This window comes from Kluyvera cryocrescens NBRC 102467, assembly GCF_001571285.1.
In the GTDB taxonomy this organism is placed as follows: domain Bacteria; phylum Pseudomonadota; class Gammaproteobacteria; order Enterobacterales; family Enterobacteriaceae; genus Kluyvera; species Kluyvera cryocrescens.
The window spans coordinates 167,879-183,797 of record NZ_BCTM01000008.1 but is presented as its reverse complement, the minus strand read 5'-3'; the positions used below and the strand labels follow the sequence as shown (position 1 = coordinate 183,797).

27 protein-coding genes and 2 pseudogenes are annotated in these 15,919 nt (G+C 53.7%); 1 reads left to right on the top strand and 28 read right to left on the bottom strand.

Annotation, left to right across the window (positions count from 1 at the left end; genetic code table 11):
* Genes KCR01S_RS06870 through KCR01S_RS25335 form a run of 6 tightly spaced genes read right to left on the bottom strand, consistent with a single transcriptional unit; the run spans position 1 to position 5,119 of the window.
* Positions 1-852 carry a phage head morphogenesis protein gene (locus KCR01S_RS06870; RefSeq protein ID WP_061281471.1) on the bottom strand — a complete coding sequence of 284 codons (852 nt, stop codon included), beginning with the start codon at positions 850-852 and terminating at the stop codon, positions 1-3.
* Positions 843-2,132, bottom strand: coding sequence for a phage portal protein (locus tag KCR01S_RS06865; RefSeq protein ID WP_061281470.1), 1,290 nt, complete (start codon positions 2,130-2,132; stop codon positions 843-845). Before KCR01S_RS06865 ends, KCR01S_RS06870 begins: the two co-directional genes overlap by 10 nt.
* Entirely contained in the window at positions 2,132-3,550 is a 1,419-nt protein-coding gene (gene terL, locus KCR01S_RS06860) for a phage terminase large subunit (RefSeq protein ID WP_061281468.1), read from the bottom strand. Before terL ends, KCR01S_RS06865 begins: the two co-directional genes overlap by 1 nt.
* Complete coding sequence (locus KCR01S_RS06855) at positions 3,516-4,514, bottom strand: terminase small subunit (RefSeq protein ID WP_061281466.1); 999 nt, start codon at positions 4,512-4,514, stop codon at positions 3,516-3,518. The genes terL and KCR01S_RS06855 overlap by 35 nt, the downstream gene beginning before the upstream one ends.
* 3 nt (positions 4,515-4,517) lie before the next feature.
* Positions 4,518-4,889: a hypothetical protein gene (locus tag KCR01S_RS24005; RefSeq protein ID WP_072277113.1), complete on the bottom strand. Its 372-nt coding sequence runs from the start codon at positions 4,887-4,889 to the stop codon at positions 4,518-4,520.
* Positions 4,890-4,948: 59 nt separating this feature from the next.
* The gene (locus KCR01S_RS25335; RefSeq protein WP_167348818.1) at positions 4,949-5,119 is read right to left on the bottom strand and encodes a hypothetical protein; all 171 of its coding nucleotides are present in this window, start codon (positions 5,117-5,119) and stop codon (positions 4,949-4,951) included.
* Between KCR01S_RS25335 and KCR01S_RS24000 the strand changes: the two genes are divergently transcribed.
* A complete protein-coding gene (locus tag KCR01S_RS24000; RefSeq protein ID WP_072277112.1) occupies positions 5,098-5,313 on the top strand; it encodes a KTSC domain-containing protein in 216 nt (71 codons plus the stop codon). The two genes, KCR01S_RS25335 and KCR01S_RS24000, sit on opposite strands and share 22 nt — an antisense overlap.
* Before the next feature lie 3 nt (positions 5,314-5,316).
* On the opposite strand, the gene KCR01S_RS06845 is transcribed toward KCR01S_RS24000, so the two are convergent.
* The 22 genes and pseudogenes from KCR01S_RS06845 to KCR01S_RS06755 form a co-directional block, all read right to left on the bottom strand.
* Positions 5,317-5,850 carry a DUF2514 domain-containing protein gene (locus KCR01S_RS06845; RefSeq protein ID WP_061281461.1) on the bottom strand — a complete coding sequence of 178 codons (534 nt, stop codon included), beginning with the start codon at positions 5,848-5,850 and terminating at the stop codon, positions 5,317-5,319.
* Positions 5,851-5,944: 94 nt separating this feature from the next.
* Positions 5,945-6,481, bottom strand: coding sequence for a lysozyme (locus KCR01S_RS06840; RefSeq protein ID WP_061281458.1), 537 nt, complete (start codon positions 6,479-6,481; stop codon positions 5,945-5,947).
* The gene (locus tag KCR01S_RS06835) at positions 6,481-6,696 is read right to left on the bottom strand and encodes a class II holin family protein (protein WP_061281454.1); all 216 of its coding nucleotides are present in this window, start codon (positions 6,694-6,696) and stop codon (positions 6,481-6,483) included. Before KCR01S_RS06835 ends, KCR01S_RS06840 begins: the two co-directional genes overlap by 1 nt.
* Before the next feature lie 141 nt (positions 6,697-6,837).
* Complete coding sequence (locus KCR01S_RS06830) at positions 6,838-7,890, bottom strand: DNA-methyltransferase (protein WP_061281452.1); 1,053 nt, start codon at positions 7,888-7,890, stop codon at positions 6,838-6,840.
* Positions 7,891-8,040: 150 nt separating this feature from the next.
* Positions 8,041-8,307, bottom strand: coding sequence for a hypothetical protein (locus tag KCR01S_RS23995; RefSeq protein ID WP_244886201.1), 267 nt, complete (start codon positions 8,305-8,307; stop codon positions 8,041-8,043).
* Entirely contained in the window at positions 8,238-8,399 is a 162-nt protein-coding gene (locus tag KCR01S_RS25610; protein ID WP_244886202.1) for a hypothetical protein, read from the bottom strand. The genes KCR01S_RS23995 and KCR01S_RS25610 overlap by 70 nt, the downstream gene beginning before the upstream one ends.
* Positions 8,400-8,426: 27 nt before the next feature.
* A complete protein-coding gene (locus tag KCR01S_RS06820; RefSeq protein WP_061281451.1) occupies positions 8,427-9,116 on the bottom strand; it encodes a bacteriophage antitermination protein Q in 690 nt (229 codons plus the stop codon).
* Positions 9,113-9,250, bottom strand: coding sequence for a YlcG family protein (locus KCR01S_RS25100; RefSeq protein ID WP_156478750.1), 138 nt, complete (start codon positions 9,248-9,250; stop codon positions 9,113-9,115). The genes KCR01S_RS06820 and KCR01S_RS25100 overlap by 4 nt, the downstream gene beginning before the upstream one ends.
* The gene (locus KCR01S_RS06815; protein ID WP_061281448.1) at positions 9,247-9,858 is read right to left on the bottom strand and encodes a recombination protein NinG; all 612 of its coding nucleotides are present in this window, start codon (positions 9,856-9,858) and stop codon (positions 9,247-9,249) included. Before KCR01S_RS06815 ends, KCR01S_RS25100 begins: the two co-directional genes overlap by 4 nt.
* A 2-nt stretch (positions 9,859-9,860) precedes the next feature.
* On the bottom strand, positions 9,861-10,067 hold the full coding sequence (locus KCR01S_RS06810) for a hypothetical protein (protein WP_061281535.1): 207 nt from the start codon (positions 10,065-10,067) through the stop codon (positions 9,861-9,863).
* On the bottom strand, positions 10,067-10,669 hold the full coding sequence (locus tag KCR01S_RS06805) for a DUF1367 family protein (RefSeq protein WP_061281447.1): 603 nt from the start codon (positions 10,667-10,669) through the stop codon (positions 10,067-10,069). The genes KCR01S_RS06810 and KCR01S_RS06805 overlap by 1 nt, the downstream gene beginning before the upstream one ends.
* A gap of 124 nt (positions 10,670-10,793) precedes the next feature.
* Complete coding sequence (locus tag KCR01S_RS06800; RefSeq protein WP_072277110.1) at positions 10,794-12,221, bottom strand: DNA cytosine methyltransferase; 1,428 nt, start codon at positions 12,219-12,221, stop codon at positions 10,794-10,796.
* Positions 12,218-12,475, bottom strand: a complete 258-nt coding sequence (locus tag KCR01S_RS06795) for a hypothetical protein (protein ID WP_061281446.1) — start codon at positions 12,473-12,475, stop codon at positions 12,218-12,220. Before KCR01S_RS06795 ends, KCR01S_RS06800 begins: the two co-directional genes overlap by 4 nt.
* Positions 12,475-12,690: a hypothetical protein gene (locus KCR01S_RS06790; RefSeq protein ID WP_061281444.1), complete on the bottom strand. Its 216-nt coding sequence runs from the start codon at positions 12,688-12,690 to the stop codon at positions 12,475-12,477. The genes KCR01S_RS06795 and KCR01S_RS06790 overlap by 1 nt, the downstream gene beginning before the upstream one ends.
* Positions 12,680-12,982, bottom strand: coding sequence for an ASCH domain-containing protein (locus KCR01S_RS06785; RefSeq protein WP_061281442.1), 303 nt, complete (start codon positions 12,980-12,982; stop codon positions 12,680-12,682). The genes KCR01S_RS06790 and KCR01S_RS06785 overlap by 11 nt, the downstream gene beginning before the upstream one ends.
* Positions 12,979-13,119: pseudogene (locus tag KCR01S_RS25605) on the bottom strand (ead/Ea22-like family protein); the annotation flags it as partial. The gene KCR01S_RS06785 and the pseudogene KCR01S_RS25605, both read right to left, overlap by 4 nt.
* 37 nt (positions 13,120-13,156) lie before the next feature.
* A pseudogene (locus KCR01S_RS23990) lies at positions 13,157-13,285 on the bottom strand (ead/Ea22-like family protein); the annotation flags it as partial.
* 218 nt (positions 13,286-13,503) lie between these two features.
* On the bottom strand, positions 13,504-13,737 hold the full coding sequence (locus KCR01S_RS06775; protein ID WP_061281435.1) for a hypothetical protein: 234 nt from the start codon (positions 13,735-13,737) through the stop codon (positions 13,504-13,506).
* Positions 13,734-13,982 (bottom strand): hypothetical protein, encoded by a 249-nt coding sequence (locus tag KCR01S_RS06770; RefSeq protein WP_061281433.1) that lies wholly within the window; start codon positions 13,980-13,982, stop codon positions 13,734-13,736. Before KCR01S_RS06770 ends, KCR01S_RS06775 begins: the two co-directional genes overlap by 4 nt.
* Positions 13,979-14,179, bottom strand: a complete 201-nt coding sequence (locus tag KCR01S_RS06765) for a hypothetical protein (protein WP_061281430.1) — start codon at positions 14,177-14,179, stop codon at positions 13,979-13,981. The genes KCR01S_RS06770 and KCR01S_RS06765 overlap by 4 nt, the downstream gene beginning before the upstream one ends.
* Positions 14,176-14,925: an ATP-binding protein gene (locus KCR01S_RS06760; RefSeq protein WP_061281428.1), complete on the bottom strand. Its 750-nt coding sequence runs from the start codon at positions 14,923-14,925 to the stop codon at positions 14,176-14,178. Before KCR01S_RS06760 ends, KCR01S_RS06765 begins: the two co-directional genes overlap by 4 nt.
* Before the next feature lie 2 nt (positions 14,926-14,927).
* Entirely contained in the window at positions 14,928-15,914 is a 987-nt protein-coding gene (locus KCR01S_RS06755) for a replication protein (protein ID WP_061281426.1), read from the bottom strand.
* Positions 15,915-15,919: the final 5 nt, after the last annotated feature.

Here is a 15,919-nt window from a genome sequence, read left to right as displayed (position 1 = left end):
TTAATCCCATGAGACGTAAGGAAGGGCCAGGCATCGGCATTGGTAGTCTTCGCCAGGTTTGCCGATGAATGCCCCGATGGTTGAGCGTTTCTTCCAGGTTTTGCCGCCGTCGTCCGAGTAGACCGTCGGGTCGGAATACTTGCACAGCTTGCTGTTTAACGCGGAATGACTATCTCGCTCGCGTTCGTCGCCAGTGCCGCCCCACTCGTACAGGTCAAGGCCAAGCGCCACATTGCGCGCTTCCGTGAGGTCTGCGTTAAGTTTCGAGGTCTGGTCACGTGCGATTAGCCTGGCGCGGTTGCGGGTGACGTTCCCGCGCTCCTTGATTATGTCGATCAGGTTTTCATGTCGGCCGCCGTCTTTCATGTTGTCGAAAACCGCCGCGCCGATATCGTGAATAAAATCGGTATGGATGGAGGTAATCAGGTCAACGTTGTCACTTACGGCTTTTTCCATTTCTGGCTTCACTGCGCCGTCACCGAGCATCCCGGTCAGGTCAATCTCAAAAGCCTGGGCGAAAGTGCGCTGCGTCTGTTCTTTGTTCTGCAAGTTCGCACGTGCAACGAACCCGGCAGACAATCGGGCGGCGACCTCCTGAATTGAAATGCTCGCTAATCGCTGCATAACAGCCGCAAGGCGCGCCGTAATCGACAAAGGAGTGGTATCGGGTGCGTCGGTGAGCGTGGGCTTGTCCAGCTCATCCAGGAGCGTCTGAAGCATGCTATCGACAAACTCTATCAGCCTGTCTCGATACCAGACCTCGGCGCGCTTGCTGGCGGTTGGTGGTCGCATCCGTCGGCGGCGCGGTCTACTTCGCCCCTGCTTTTGCTCCAGCAGCTGTTTCAGCTCCATGTGCCGCCTCCTGCGACAATCGCTTTAATCTCCTTCTCGGTGACGGTCTTTAATACGCCGCGGTTAACCATTTCCCTGATAGCGACTTCTTCCGTCAGTATCGAGCTTGTCACCAGCGTATTAAATCCGGTTGCGTACTGGCCGAACCGCGTCGCCTCGTCAGATTCGTTGATGCTGTCGATTGTTGGGTATTCGTAGGTAAGGCTTTCCGTAATAGCGAGTTTGTCCAGCGTGAACTGGTCGGCGAAATCCTGCATTGGACGAAGTCGCGACTCCTGCAGGCCGTTAATCGTCTCGTAATAGGATTTGTTATCTTCCTCGCCACTACTGAACCCACTGGCCGACTCACCAAACAGAATCGTTATGGGTCTGTCCAGCGCACCGGCCAACACGATCGCCATTTTGCTGATTACGTCAGACAGCCCGGTGAATTGCGCGTTCTTCTGCTCATATCGCCCCTGCGCCTCACTGTCTCCAGCGTCAATCAGCAGCAGTCCGGTAGAGGATTTGGTTTCCTTCATCACTCGGGCGTATTCGCGAACATTGCTTTCCTGACCAGCTGCGATCTGGTTGTTCATGTTCGGGACAAAAAGCACATCGACGTTTGCCTCCTGGATGGTGTCACCGGTGCTCAGGATTGCCGTGTCGAAGGTTTTGATGTGCTCATAGGGAGCCTGAAGGTCTGACGTGCCAAACTTGGCGCGATCCTTAATGCTGTGATTGCCTAGCTTCGTTCGGCAGCAGCGGGAGTGGTGAAACTTGAGTTGCTTCGTCCCTACGTCCAGTTGATACGTCAGCGGCTCGCCGAAACAATCTGAGCGGATATCGGTGATGACATTGCTATCCGGCGTGTACTCCCCCTTTCGGAACACCAGAAACTTAACGATATCCTCATCCTGCAAATTGAGCGGCAAGGCGATCTGCTCGTCAGCGCAATCAGTGATAGCAACGATTAACGAGTCTCCCAGTAACGACGCCCACCCCAGCGCGCTATGAAAGACTGAGTTCAATTTCAGCTCTTTTTCAGCATCAGCGATGCGCTGAGTGATATTACTGTCAACGTCGCCCGAAAACTTCCGGGGTAGCTTCAGCATGTCATCAGCCGTTTTGTTGATGTACTTTTTCACCACCCACGATTTCTTATTCATCGCGAGCAGCTCTTTATCCGACACATCGGGTTTGCTGCTGCTGTATCGCACTGCGCCGATCTTCTCGCCTAGAGAAGTCATCAAGCTAACCAGGCCATCATTCAGACGGCCGACAAAGTTCTTTTTCGCCATTACATGAGGTCCAGTGGGCTGAGTGTTTTACGTTGGTACAAGTCGCGTAACCCCTGCGTCATTGCATCGACAACGTCGTCGTTCGCGCCGACCGGGAAGGTGGTGATTTCCTCGACCGTCTCGGTGATCCAAGGGGCAATATCTTTGTGAGGCAGGAAAACGTTACCCGCTTCCCATACGGCGGTAATCGCATGGGCGCGGGCTACTTTGCTGCCGTCCGGTTCAACGGGAACGAGCCCCGCAACGGTGCTTTTCAGTGAATCAATAACCGCCGGGCCGTTGGCTTTGTCCTCCACCAGCTTACGTAAGCCTTTGGGATATTCGTCGGCCATGCGTTTAACGGCTTTCAGCGTTGCGGTGAAGCTCATGCGCGCGCGCACCTGGTGAAGCAGGTAGGCGTTTGCGCCCTTTTTACCCCATACCTGACCGACAACGTAGTCAGTACCTTCGCTGTCTTTAAACGTCATATCCCAGCTGTGGATGACGATGTCGAAGTTGGTCGGCAAGTCTTTCGGGAGGTAATACTTGATCCATTCGTCTTTGAAAATGGAGCCACCAGCCTGTTTTGGTGACTGCTGATACATCGCAGACCAGAAGTAATCCCCTAGAATGGTTTTTGTTTCGAGCAGTTTTTCTTTTGGGTGCAGCTCTGGCACCAGCGCTTCACCCTGCTCGTTGATTGCAGGGAACGCCAGCACCTTAGCGCGTGGCGTGATTTCCACTACACGCCCGGATAAGTCATCCGTCGCCCAGCGGGTCGCCATGATGATTTCGCCGCTGTTTTTCGACAGACGCGTTTTAAACGTGGAAACGTACCAGTTCCAGATAGATTTTTTGGTCGTCGGGCTGAGTGCTTCTTTGGCGTTTTTTATCGGGTCATCGATGATACCGAGATCGATTTTCTTACCTGTTAACGGGCCGCCTACGCCCGCACAGACATACGTTCCCTTATGGTTGGCTAAACCGAATTCGTCAGTGTTACGCTTTACGGCCACACCATCAGCCGGCTTATTGCCCAGCCAGGCGCCCGGGAATATGTTGCGGTATTCCGGTGTGGACATAATGCGCTGAACGTCGGCGTTCATATCCCCAGCAAGGTCAGCAGAGTAGGACAGCGCACCTACGCGCATTTCCGGGTACTTACCAAAGAAATACGCTGGCAGGTAACGCGAAACGATATCCGATTTACCATGCTGCGGCGGCGCACCGAGAATCAGAATCGGGCGCACTCCATTCATCATATCCAGCAAAAACTGATCCAGAGCATCGCAAACCGTCTGAGAGAACTTGCTGGTGATGTATTCGGGGTTTATGTACTGAATGAAGTCGTGGAGGCTTGCTCGGGCACTGCGCCGCTTGAGTAGTTCCCTGGCTGCTGCCTGCTTACTTACCGCCGATAATTGCGGCGAGTTGCTCATCAGTGAGATCCTCCGCACTTAAAGAGTGGCTGTGCTGGATAGGCTCACCATTCGGCCCGCTCAGTTCGGTTTTTGTTTTCAGCATGCCGAGGTGTTGGGCCACCATCTTCATTGCGTCATCCTGATTACGGGTGATGACCTCAAGGCCAGATTTGCCCTCTTTAATCCCAGCGAATAATCGTCGCTCCGCACCAGTTAAATCACGCGTGTCGTGAAATACAGAGCGACCGATGCCGACGCCATTGCAGCGCGGGCAATCCGGGTTCGGGTCCACGGTGCCGTCGTAACCATAGCCGCCAGTGTCCTGCGGTAGCCTGGCTCCTTCCTTCCTCGCCGCGTTTTCCGATTCCTCGCCAAACTCGACAGCGTCGCGCCATTGGTAGTTATGACCGAGCCCCCAGCAGTAGCGGCAACAGCCGCGGTGGTGTTCAGTCAGTTGCGTGGCATCTGCCGTCGCAATGTCCCACCACCATTTCAACACTTCGTCCTGCGTTACCTTCACTCTTCGCGAACGTTCATCCAGCGCGTCGCGGATTGCCTGGCTGACCTTAGCATTTCTTAGCAATCGAGAGGCGTTAACGTAAGCCGTATTGCCTTCGCCTTTGTAGCCAGCCCGCTTGTATGCAGCGGTCCTGTTCAGATCGAGAAGATACTCTTCGACAAACCTGATCTGCATATCGTTAAGGCCGTAATTGCGCAGGTTGAAGGGTTGCGCACTTTCCTGTATATCGGTCTGCGCATCAGTTGAGGATTGCTCATACTGCGCAGTGGTAGGGGCTTGTTCAGTCTGTGCATTGCGCGCTTTCTTCTGCGCAGTTTTTTGCGCAGTTGGCTTTTTGATGTATCTGCGCGCTGATGTGTAATTCAGCCCCTGCGCTTCGCACCATTCTTTAGGTGATATACCTGTTTTGGCATGCTCGGCGAGGAACTGGTCTTGCAGTGCTCCCCAGTCCGGTTTTGCCATGAGTTAATCCTGTTTTATATACGGCAAAAATGCCGAAAACATTCTGTCGAGCAGATAGCAGTATGTTTCGTTTGCCGTTCCAGTGTCGATTGTCACACCAACATCATTGCAGCAGTAAAACGTTGCATGAGCGCATTCGTGAACAAGGGTACTAACGCTGTTATCGAAAACACCAATCAGATAAACGTTTTCACCTGTTACATCATCGAAAAAATGGCGGCACACGCCGTTATTGAAACTTATGTCGGAAGGAGGAACTCCGATTGCCGATTCCGACTGCTGCCATTCATCTTTTGAGCGGCATAGATACACATTCGCACAGTGAAACAACGGAACGAAAAAGCGCGGTAACTTAGGCCATTTTATTTTTGCCATTTTTATTAGCTCAGTATTTCATTATCGAAGCCCCTCAGTGAAGAGCTTCTGTAATGCGGTCAGGCCTGCGCCTTACTGGCAAGCTCAACCAAATCTTTGAAGTCCTGGCACATATCCAGTCGATGACCATGATCATCGACAAAGTTATAACTTTTGAATAGCTCTACGATTTCCTCGGGACTCTTCCCATTCAAACGAGGAAACTGCTTTGATTCGTCAACCTGTTTCATCTTCAAATCTCCAATCAGTAGGTTATGACCAGGCCACTTCGACGCTGGAAATTGCATTCCATCGCAGTGGCATTTATCAATACTCTCGGGTTCCATCTACCGTGTACACGGCACTAATGAATGCGTCGTCAAAAGGCCAGTATTTTGATGCCCACATCAAAAAAGCTGGCTACCCTTATCGCAAAGTTGGCTAACAGCTAGCGGGGATTCGTCCCCGCTTTTTGCCAGATCCCGTTATTTGACTCTCTCACCGAGTCGTAAACGCGCTCACACGTCATTCCTGCCCGGTAGCGTTCGTCAGCGATTCCAGCATATCGTTTAGCTTCTGCTGCAATATCTCCGAGCATGTCGGCAAGCAATCCTGCGTTAGTGTCGGTTGTTTTGCTTCGGGCGGTAGCGGCAAGATCTGCGGTGTGCTTTGCGGCGTCCAGGCGGGTAGCGAGTTTTGTTGCTTCGGTGCGCAGCTGCTTAACGCTGGCAGACAGGCCAGCAGAAGTAACGGCAGCACGCGCTGCTTTAGCTTGAGCATCTTTAACAGCCTCATCACGGGCTATTGTTCGCCCTTGTTCAATCATGCGAGCAGCGGTCTGTGCGTTCGCTTCCTGTGAAGATTCCGCGCTATCCCGGTCAGCCCACTTTATTTTCCAGCTGCGGTTCGTCCACTCACTGCCAGCGAGAAACGCGCAAGCCACCAGCAACGCAACGACAACGAGCTGAGAACGAATGCTCATAGCAGAATCACTCCCACAAATAGGAACCATCCCCAGCCAGGCAATCCCATAACAGCCAGCACACCAGCCGCAATGAAACAAATGCAACTTGGGTTCACTGGCCTATCCCCCAGCACGTCAGCGCGCTTTCCTGGTCTCGACGCTCTACCTGCCCATAGCAGCCATTTTTCTGACCTTTGGTCAGGCGACAATCGCGGCCGCCGTCTTTAATCCACCAACGAATAGCTTCGCAGGCACCCTTCGTGTCACCGGCGTTCATGCGGCTATAGAAGGTTGATGGGTAGCATTTACCTGGCCCGATGTTGTAGGGGCAGAACGACGCAATGCCGACCTTCTGTGGTTCAGTCAGCGGCACCTTGATATTGCGGTCAACCCACGCCAGCGCCTTATCACGTTCTATGGCGTTAACCTTTCTGCACTGAGCCTCGGTTGCGGTTTGCCCCTGCACGACACGCTTACCATCAATAACCGTCACGCCATGGCATAAGGACCAGACACCACCGGGATCGACAACTGCCACCAACGCATTACCTTCTTTCTCGTCAACGAACTGATCAAACAATTCAGGAGCAGTTGCCCCAGCAGCGAGAAGTGCCAGCATGGCAGCGCTGAACTTCACTTTGTTCGACATCACTCACCCCGCGCGGCCTTTCGCCGGTCCTCTTTGATTTTGAAATACAGATTCGTCAGATAGGTCAGCAGGCCAAACATCAGGCTTCCGAGAACGCCAATTGCGGCCCACTGTGATGGGGTTACTTTGTCCAGCAATTGAAGTACCCAGTATCCGGCGTTACCTGCAGACGCCCCATAGGCAATGCCCGTTGTCAGTTTGTCCATTCGATACATGCTCTCACCTCGCTGCGTGGCGGGTGCTGTGTGTGATGGAAGGGATCAGGCTCGCGGGCTCTTAGGTAAAGGGGGATGTAAGAAATGATTCCCGGAGCCTGAATTCGGTGGTCACCACAGCATCCAGAGGCAGGGTGTCCGTTATGTTTTGTTGAGATTTTCAATCTCGCCGACTGTTTGCATGAACCGTTCGGCTTCAAGTTCGACACCGATGGCCCGGCGTCCTAACTCAATTGCGGCTTTCACAGTGGAACCGGACCCCATAAAGAAATCGGCAACGATATCGCCTGGCCTGCTGCTGGCGCTGATGATTTGCTTCAGCATGTCGGCAGGTTTTTCACATGAATGTTTGCCCGGATAGAACTGGACGGGCTTGTGCACCCATACATCGGTATACGGAACAAGAGCAGAAACGGAGAAGCAACGCCGGAGCGTTTTATACTCTTTCAGTAATTCCGAATACTTGCGATTCAATGACTGGTAAGTAGCCACCAGCTGGTGGTGAGGATGTTCCAGCTTTTGCTGCAGGTGTTTCTCAATGGCGATCCGGGTGAACAATTCCTGCAACTTCCGGTAATCCACCTCGTTCGGCAACTGCCACTGACTCATCCCGAACCAGTGTGACGCCATGTTTTTCTTTCCGGTTGCCTCAGCTATTTCCTTTGAACTCACACCCAGCGATTCACGGGCATTGCGGAAATAGTCGATCAGCGGCGTCATAAGGTGCTGCTTGAGTTCAGTGCTTTTAGTCTCGTAAGCATCCTCTTTCCCCGTATACGGCCCAAGATAATGCTCGGCAAACAGGATCCGCTCTGTTGAGGGGAAGTACGCGCGCAGGCTTTCTTTATTACAGCCATTCCAACGGCCTGATGGTTTAGCCCAGACGATATGGTTTAGGACGTTGAAGCGGCCTCGCATCATGATCTCAATGTCTGAGGCCAGACGGTGACCACAAAATAGATAAATGCTGCCCGCTGGTTTAAGCACTCGGGCATATTCAACAAGACAGCTATCAAGCCAGCGTAGGTAGTCCTCGTCCCCTTTCCATTGATTGTCCCAGCCGTTCGGCTTCACCTTAAAATAGGGCGGATCCGTAACAATCAGGTCAATGGAGTTATCCGGAAGGGTGGCGATGTAATGCAGGCTATCAGCGTTGATTAATTCAACACTGTTTATTTTTACAGTATTTTCCATAGATCAGTAAGCGTAACTCTGATAGGCTCACTATGCTTTTGCGCTAAAGCGGTGGGCCTTGGTTAGCTTGTGACCTGAAAGCATGAGCTGATGGCTGGCTGGGTGCTACAACACCCACCAGCCGCCCATTTCCACAGCAGAAAGCCCCCATCACTGGAGGCGCTTATAACATCCGAACTGGTAATCTGATAACCCCGCCATCACCAACTGCGTGAGAATGAGCTGGCAACGTTCGCGGCTAAGGTGGGTATTCTGTGCAATCTCACCAGCCGTAGCGGGCTTATCGCTTAATTCATTGAAAACAGCCTTTGCTGTTTCTGTCATATCCTGCTGATTTAGCATGCCTTTTACCTTAATTTTCGTGGTGTGACATACAGATAGCTCTGGTCGCCCAGCCCAGCAAGAGAAGAATTCAATTCTGCGACCACCAGCGCGTTGATGCGCTCGGCAAGACCGTTTTGCCATAAAAAAACCCGCTCGATGGCGGGTTTATATAAATTTGGCAGCATATCAAAGTAGACTCAAATATGGCCTATTTAATTGACTTTTGCAATACCTTGCTGTGAAAAAGCAGCTTTTTGTTGCGATCGTGTTCTCACAACCAGCATTAACGCTTCACTATCCATTGAAGCAAATATGCCGCACATAGCGCGCCAGTGATCACCGTAGTTTTTACTCCAGTTATCTGGCTTAATGCCCACCAGCGCAGCAAGGTCACAATATTGGTAAGTGTCTTTGCCGCCCAACTCAGCTTTCACATCCTGTGCCGCCAGCCAGATGAGCTTCTTCAGCCGCTCCATTGTCTTCCCGGCCATCTTCTTACCCGCCAGCTGCGCGCTGAACTCAGCCCAGGCCCATTGCGTTATTGCCACCTGATGCTCCCAACTAGTGTTCTCGCTGTAGTTCCATAGCAGCCAGGCCTTCTGATGTTCTTCGAGCGATAGCAGCGCTCGGCGCCATGATGCGGTCGCATACTCAACCGGCTGCACCAGAGGGATATGAGAGCCTTTGGCATGCGATTGCTTACCGGGTATCGGTGGGTTATCCAGTGTGATCACCTTCCCGGTCACCTCATCCAGCACCCGGGGCTTTTTACGCTTAAACGTGTTCGTGTCGATCTGTGCGTTCTCCAGCCACGCCATTAACTGCCCTTTCGTTGCCCCGCTTAAATCGGCTGTGGCCACCATCAGCTGCTGGCGTACATATTCGAGGTATTGAGTATTCATGCTGCACCGCCCATGGTTTTCACGTAATTTTTCAGTATCCGGTAGTCCGTCAGAATGGAGCCGGGAAAGTGGTATAAGCGCATCCGCTGCCAGCGAACGCGGAGGTGATCGGCAAAATAGGATTCGAATATCATGCGGCCTCCAGCTTTTTCAGCGTGCGCAAATCCGCCAGGGCCGCGAGCCTGATTTCCTTCAGCTCTTCGACCGTCCAGCGATGTGGGGTGTTGTTGTTCTCCAGTGCCAGTACCGGCTCTTCGCCGTAACGCTCCACCAGCGCGGCCCGGTAGGCTTCAATGTTTCCCGATTTGTGAACGTTGCAGACATCGCACTGAAGATGGATGTTGAAGCGGGTGAAGCGCAGGTGCCCGGCGGCGGCCGTCGTGCGGTAGTGTCCTGCATGCCAGGCAAACGCCGTTTTCGTGCCGCAGGAAATACAGCCCCGCCCCTCTGCCAGCTCGGTTTCGCGGCAAATGTCGTTTACGGCGCGCTGCGTTAGGTCAATCCAGTGCTTCAGCGGCTTAACTGCGGCTTTGCGCTGGCGCCAGGCTGCACGCTCTTTCTTCTCGACGGCGCGCTGATGCGATAGCTCCTTGCGCTGCGCGGCTTCGCGGGCTTTTCTGGTCTGTTCTTTGCCGACGGCGCTGGCGCATTCGTAACCGCATACGGTCTGTGTGTCGCGCGCCGGGTGGAACCACTGGCGGCATTCTTTGTTGGCGCACTTGCGGCGCGGTAGCTTAGCCATGCTCACCCCCACGCCTTGCTTTGCCACACACGGCTCGGGCGCGGCGCTTTATCGCCTTCCGGCAGCTGCGCGCTGATAGTCCAGGTGATGTTGTCACGGTTCAGGCTGCGCTCGACTTTCACGCCACGGCGCCGGTAGTTGTCCACCAGGTCGTCGGCCTGCTCGGTGGTGCATTCGTGATGATGGAACCAGGAGAATTTCATCGGCATCATCCCCCAAAGCTCATCAGCTGGGCGGCGGCGTTCTCGGCCTCCTGCTGCGTTCGGAAAGTCCGGGACAATATCCAGCGCCAGAGAACATCGAGCACAGCCTTGTACAGCTGCTGGAATTCGATTTCGTCCATGTTTGAGAAGGAAATGCTGCGGGGATGTTTACGCAGGGTGTCGTCAGGCAGCCGGATAGCATCGTAATGTCCGGCTTCGACAGTTACCCAGGCACGGTAAGCATCAAAGGATTTACACAGGCTGATGCCATTGGTAACGCGACGGCTAGCAATCTGCTCCAGATACTGTTCAGCAGCATCCAGCAGCGCGCTTTCGTTGCCGCCATAAGAAGACAGGAACTTTGCATACCCGGTTACCAGCTTGCGCTCGTTCGATGAAATGGCGCCGCCGGTTGGTTCCCAGTATTCAAACCCGAGATTCAGGAGCGCAAAGAAACGGCGATGGAATGCGGGATTCCTCACCTGACGAAATTCGGCTACCAGCACGGCGCCGAGTTTGATTTTTGATTGCAGAATATCGCTGGTCTCCGGCGTAGCGGGGATCAGGATTCCTGATGATTGCTTAATGAGTTGTAGTTCGTGCGCCATGGTACTCTCCGTGGCGCATAAGGCTGTCAGTTGTTCAGGCTGACACTGACATTATGTACAGGTGATAATGGAAAATCAATGCAAGAAAAAACCCGCCGTAGCGGGTTGCTCATAATTACCGTAATCAGGCGGCTATCTCCCTGGCCCGACACAGTTCCGGCAGATTGGCCCGCACCAGCGCCTCAGCGAACGGCGGCGGCACCGCATTGCCGCAACGCGCAACCTGCTTGTCTTTTGCGTACTTCTTGCCGCTGTAGTCCTGGTCGATGATGTACCACTCTGGGAAGCCCTGCGCCCGGTACAGTTCATGCGGTTGCAGCATACGCATTCCGATATCAACGATGCGGTAAGTGATGCCGTCAACCGTGACCAGACCGTCGCAATCCTCGCCGCAGTATTCCCGCAAGAATGCCAGCGTTTGCTGCGCGCGGTGCTCGTCATACCCATCAGCTGCCAGCGTGGTTTTCACCTCGCCAACGTGCTGGCCACCAGCGGTGACCGTCGGCATCGGTTCGTTTGTGCGCTGCCCGGTTGCGCCGGTGCGGAATTTCGTCAGGTGTGGAACGGCAACCGCATAGCCATGGGTTTTCGTGATTGTCTGTAGCGGTTCGGTCAACGCCTGCCCACGGAAACAATCATATTTTCCCTTTGTCGTGGTGTGGTTACACTTCACGATAAACGGCGCTGGGCTATCGATGACAAATCGCTGGATGCCGCGCGCGATACGCTTCAGCGTATTCACAGCCAGAGATTTTTTGCGGTCGAAAATGCTCGTTGCAGGAATCGTCCAGTCGATACACTCCGCAGCGGTGCGCCATGGCGCCAGCTTGCCGCCCTGCACCTCTGGCGTTTTCGGGTCACCGTGGGTCGGCTCCGGCCAGATTACCGGCACACCATCGCAACGCATCACCATGAAAAAACGCTTCCGTATGGTCGGCGCGCCAAAGTCACACGCGCGCAGTTCGCGGTGGTCAACGGCATATCCTAGCCCGGCAACCAGCTGCTTCGCCAGCTCGCCGTCAGCGGCAATACCCAGGAACTCGCAGCACTCCGCCAGCGCTGGATGCCCGGCAGGTATGCCACCAGACAGCATGCCACAGAACGCCTCGAAGGTTTCACCAGCACGAGCAGGGTCCGGGCGCAGGCCGCCATCCTCAGCAGCGATAAGCGGTCCCCACGTTTGGAACTCCTCCACGTTCTCCAACATCATGACGCGTGGCCGCACCGCCAGTGCCCAGCGAATAACGATCCACGCCAGACCGCGAATCTCTTTCTCCACCGGCTTCGAGCCTTTGGCCTTCGAGAAATGGCGGCAATCTGGCGAGAACCACGCCAACCCCACCGGTCGGCCAGCAGTCGCAACCAGGGGATTTACATCAAAAACGGATTCGCAGTAGTGCAGCGTATCCGGGTGGTTCGTTGTGTGCATGGCCACTGCGTTCACATCGTGGTTGATCGCAATATCCACGCTTCGCCCGGTAGCCATTTCAATGCCAGTGGATGCCCCGCCACCACCAGCAAAGTTATCAACAATGATTTCTGAATGAATCACGCGTATTTCTCCATGGCAGTGGCCAGCGAACGCGCCGCGGCGATGATGGACGGCACCGGCATTTTTTCCAGCCACATACGATTGATATGGTGCTGCAGGCGGCGCTGGTGATGCGCCGGGAGTCCCCCGGCGACTTCAACCTGAGATAAGACCATGCCAACTTCGGCAGGCCAGGCAGTTTCAGGCACTTCCACCAGCAGCAGACCTTCCAGCTCCATGACGCGCTTACAGGCGTACTCGAGTAATGGATCCACTATTTCACCTCAGACGATTTATCAGCATCGGCTTTACGGCGCTCCAGAAGCTCGTCTATCGCTTTTATCGCATCGGCGGTGACATAGTCCTGGGTACTGCCGTTTTTGTACGTAAGCGTGCGCTGTAGCTCGTCACGTACACGGATAAGCCGCTCATCTGTCAATTTGTCATTCGCTGGATGGTTAGCTGGGTCTGTTAATAGGTTATTGGTCATTTAGAATCACCTTAATCGCGAACACCTTCACCGGCTTATCACCAAAGTGAGGATGTGTAATTGTTTTGATTTCATAGCCGCTGTACTTCACGTCAAGGCGGCGACTGGTATCGTCTTTTCGCGGATAACCTTTGGTGATAATCAGGCGGTCATATTGGCGCGGAAAGTCCTTCCAAGCCTCGGTTATTAGGCGATTACGCCAATACTCGTTATACAGCCGGTATTCTTCGGTTTTATCTCCGCGCTTCATTGCGTCGAAATACTCACCTTTAACCGCAAGTTGGAGATTCATTGTCCTTCTCCTTCGATAACCTGGATGCCAGCCACCTGCAGTATGTGCTCTACATCAAAGCGAGAGAGCCATGTGCCGTCGTCTTTCGGAATCATCACACCTCTTTCCCCTTCGTTAATCGGGTGCCCAGGCCGAACAAACATAGCCGGTCGGCAGCTTCACGGTGACGGTGCGGGATTCCGATTCCAGCGGCGGTAGGTCTGGAGTGTTCACGCCAAACAGCGCCGCCATTGCTCGGTAGTTCTGCTCGCTGTGATAGCGGCCTTTGCATCGGACTAGTTTCTCGGCTGCTGCGGTGATTGCCTGCGCCTTCTCCAGCGCCCCTACCAGCGCCAGGACGTTGGCTGGACTTGACGCGTCGTTATGGGCAATAAGCGCAGTAATGTCAGATTCAAGTTGTGCATTTTCTGCAAGCGAGGCATCGAATAGCCCATCTGACGGCATAGCGCTAAGTCGCTCATGTGCTTCGGTGGCTTTCTCTGCTGCCGCTTTCATGGTCGCCATCAGTGCGGTGATATCGTTCATTGGGCTGACTCCTCGAATAAAACCTCACCTTCAATCCCATCGACCTGATAGACGATCGAATCATCTTCCCGATATTCCACCGGTGCAGCGCTCCAGTTCTCGCCGTTAGGTTCATCATCATCGCCAACCTGCACAAACCCGCCAGCAACAACTCGGGCCGGATACATTTCGCCTTCAGTCCAATAGCCTTCAGTATCCTTGATGCATTTGAGAAATAATTGGTTACTCATAGCGCGGCCTCCAGTGCTGCGGCGATTTCTTCGAAGAACTTCTCCCGGGAATGGCTGGTCATGGCCGGTACAAACGCGGTCATCAACTTGCCAAGGTCGCAATTCTCATCATCGGAAAATAAAACGACTTTCTTATCGAGGCGTGTTTTTGCCTCCTGCAACTGCTCGTTCTTGCTCGCGCGCTGGATGTACTCGGCGATGATTGCGATCGCTTTATTCGTCTGCTTCTCGATGACTTCACTCATGATTCGCTCCCGATTTTTTCAATCGTTTCCAGCAGCAATCGGTGGCGAGTTAATTCGCCAAAATGACGACGCCCAGTATCTTTGTGGTACATCTCGTTCTTCCCGGCACACCACATGCTTTTCGTTTCGTGCAGTTTTTTACGCAGCGGCCCGTCTTTGGTGATCACTATTCCGGTGTGAGTTTTGACTATGCTCATTTCACAGTCCTCAGATGCGATACGTTCTTGCGGTAGCTGGCCCAGTCAAAGTTCACCCAGATGCCGTTATCCATGGTTAAGCGGTCGATAATTCGAAGCCCCAGCGCATCCTGAAGCCCTGCATGATTCAGGTTCGTCAGTACGCCAACAGGCTTCATCGACGACAGCCGGCGATCGATAACCTGATTCAGAATGACCTTTTCGCCACTGCTGCCGCGTTGAATACCGACCTCATCCAGCACCAGCAACTCAACTTTGCAAAGGTCATCCAGTAGCGATGCTTCTGACTGGCCGCCGTCGTAGCATTCGCGAACCCGAAGCATCAGATCCGGAATGGTGACGACCAGAACCGAATGGCCAGCAGCCAGGAGATGGTTGCCAATCGCCGCGGCAAGATGGTTTTTGCCGGTGCCCGGGCCGCCACTGAACACGAAGCTCGCAAAGCCGGTCCCGAAGTTCTGCGCGTAGCTTTTCGCCATAGTGTAGGCCTTGCGCTGCTGCTCGCTGGATACTTCGTAGTTGGCGAACGTGCAGCTGCGGTGCAAGGTCTGGATGCCAGAGCGACCGAAGATTTTCTCAGTGCGCGCCTTCTGGTTCAGTCGACTCAGCTCCTCGCAATGCTTCAGCCCCTCTTCCCGCTGCCACGCCAGCAGCTCAGCTGCGCTGGTGAACTTCGGCTGTACGCCTGGCGGAATGAGTTTCTTCAGGCGCTCAAGGGCGCTGCCGGAATTAACAATATTTTTCACTGTTACCCCCTGAACCCGGTTGGGATGGTTTTATCTGGCTCTGAAATGTGATTCACATCCCGGCCCGCTTTGCGCTCAGCGAGAGCAAACTTCGGCTTGAACAATCCCTGGTACCCGTTGGCGATGCTGGTGTTGATCACGTCAACCGGGTTATGGCCTTCGTCCAGGCAGGCTTTCAGCAGTTTGAAAGCCTTGGTGACCGTCATTTCGGTCTTGATGGCCTTGCCAGATTGCTGGCGATAAGCAACCCATTCACTCCATGACTCAGAATCAAGCCACTCAGGAACAGGGATTGTCAGCGGGTCAAACTTCACCTTCCCCTTTGGGGGATTAGAGGGGGTTAGATCTGTTTTTATATTTGTCTTTGGAAGAATGTCTTTGGTGTTCCCTGTTTTCGGGGATAGCGTTCCCTGAATTCGGGGATAACCATCCCTGTTTTCGGGGATGGTTGGAGGGTTGAAATCACCATCCCTGTTTTCGGGGATAGCCATCCCTGTTTTCAGGGATAACTGTCCCTGATTCTGGGGATTGCTAATCATGAATTCAGGGGCATTGATAACCCATGTTTCGACTTCAGCAGCCGGGAACGCCGCCGGACACTTCATGCAATTTGGCTTGGTATAAGCCCACTTATCTAGGCAGGTATTAACCCCGATGTATCTGGTTTGCCCAATTCGACGCAGGATGATGATGTTCCGATAGGCAAGGCTCAGCACAGCTTCAGAAACGTGCTTCACCTTCAGCGTCGTTTTGTCGGCAATGAGGCTATTAGCGATGCGGTCAGACTTCTTGGACCAGCCATAGGTCAGACGAACGATGGCATTCAGCACGCGGAATTCACGGCCTGATAGCTCAACGATACACAAGGCATCCTGAATCTGGTTGGCTAAACGCAAATAGCCGTTCTCCAGCTCAGCCATGCGGCTCTCCTGTTGCCCCTGTGGTGGGGCGGGAAATTTGATAACTTCAGCGGTATTTGACATACTTATCTCCG

Excerpts from the sequence above, each read along its gene's own strand:
- KCR01S_RS25610 (WP_244886202.1), bottom strand. The coding sequence starts at position 8,399 with ATGCTGCCAAATTTATATAAACCCGCCATCGAGCGGGTTTTTTTATGG.
- KCR01S_RS06785 (WP_061281442.1), bottom strand. The coding sequence starts at position 12,982 with ATGAATCTCCAACTTGCGGTTAAAGGTGAGTATTTCGACGCAATGAAG.
- KCR01S_RS06805 (WP_061281447.1), bottom strand. The coding sequence starts at position 10,669 with ATGGCGCACGAACTACAACTCATTAAGCAATCATCAGGAATCCTGATC.
- KCR01S_RS06845 (WP_061281461.1), bottom strand. The coding sequence starts at position 5,850 with ATGAGCATTCGTTCTCAGCTCGTTGTCGTTGCGTTGCTGGTGGCTTGC.
- KCR01S_RS06815 (WP_061281448.1), bottom strand. The coding sequence starts at position 9,858 with ATGGCTAAGCTACCGCGCCGCAAGTGCGCCAACAAAGAATGCCGCCAG.
- KCR01S_RS06820 (WP_061281451.1), bottom strand. The coding sequence starts at position 9,116 with ATGAATACTCAATACCTCGAATATGTACGCCAGCAGCTGATGGTGGCC.
- KCR01S_RS06830 (WP_061281452.1), bottom strand. The coding sequence starts at position 7,890 with ATGGAAAATACTGTAAAAATAAACAGTGTTGAATTAATCAACGCTGAT.
- KCR01S_RS06835 (WP_061281454.1), bottom strand. The coding sequence starts at position 6,696 with ATGTATCGAATGGACAAACTGACAACGGGCATTGCCTATGGGGCGTCT.
- KCR01S_RS06840 (WP_061281458.1), bottom strand. The coding sequence starts at position 6,481 with ATGTCGAACAAAGTGAAGTTCAGCGCTGCCATGCTGGCACTTCTCGCT.
- KCR01S_RS06870 (WP_061281471.1), bottom strand. The coding sequence starts at position 852 with ATGGAGCTGAAACAGCTGCTGGAGCAAAAGCAGGGGCGAAGTAGACCG.
- KCR01S_RS24005 (WP_072277113.1), bottom strand. The coding sequence starts at position 4,889 with ATGGCAAAAATAAAATGGCCTAAGTTACCGCGCTTTTTCGTTCCGTTG.
- terL (WP_061281468.1), bottom strand. The coding sequence starts at position 3,550 with ATGAGCAACTCGCCGCAATTATCGGCGGTAAGTAAGCAGGCAGCAGCC.
- KCR01S_RS06865 (WP_061281470.1), bottom strand. The coding sequence starts at position 2,132 with ATGGCGAAAAAGAACTTTGTCGGCCGTCTGAATGATGGCCTGGTTAGC.
- KCR01S_RS06770 (WP_061281433.1), bottom strand. The coding sequence starts at position 13,982 with ATGAGTGAAGTCATCGAGAAGCAGACGAATAAAGCGATCGCAATCATC.
- KCR01S_RS06810 (WP_061281535.1), bottom strand. The coding sequence starts at position 10,067 with ATGCCGATGAAATTCTCCTGGTTCCATCATCACGAATGCACCACCGAG.
- KCR01S_RS06790 (WP_061281444.1), bottom strand. The coding sequence starts at position 12,690 with ATGACCAATAACCTATTAACAGACCCAGCTAACCATCCAGCGAATGAC.
- KCR01S_RS06765 (WP_061281430.1), bottom strand. The coding sequence starts at position 14,179 with ATGAGCATAGTCAAAACTCACACCGGAATAGTGATCACCAAAGACGGG.
- KCR01S_RS25100 (WP_156478750.1), bottom strand. The coding sequence starts at position 9,250 with ATGATATTCGAATCCTATTTTGCCGATCACCTCCGCGTTCGCTGGCAG.
- KCR01S_RS06855 (WP_061281466.1), bottom strand. The coding sequence starts at position 4,514 with ATGGCAAAACCGGACTGGGGAGCACTGCAAGACCAGTTCCTCGCCGAG.
- KCR01S_RS25335 (WP_167348818.1), bottom strand. The coding sequence starts at position 5,119 with ATGAAACAGGTTGACGAATCAAAGCAGTTTCCTCGTTTGAATGGGAAG.
- KCR01S_RS06775 (WP_061281435.1), bottom strand. The coding sequence starts at position 13,737 with ATGAGTAACCAATTATTTCTCAAATGCATCAAGGATACTGAAGGCTAT.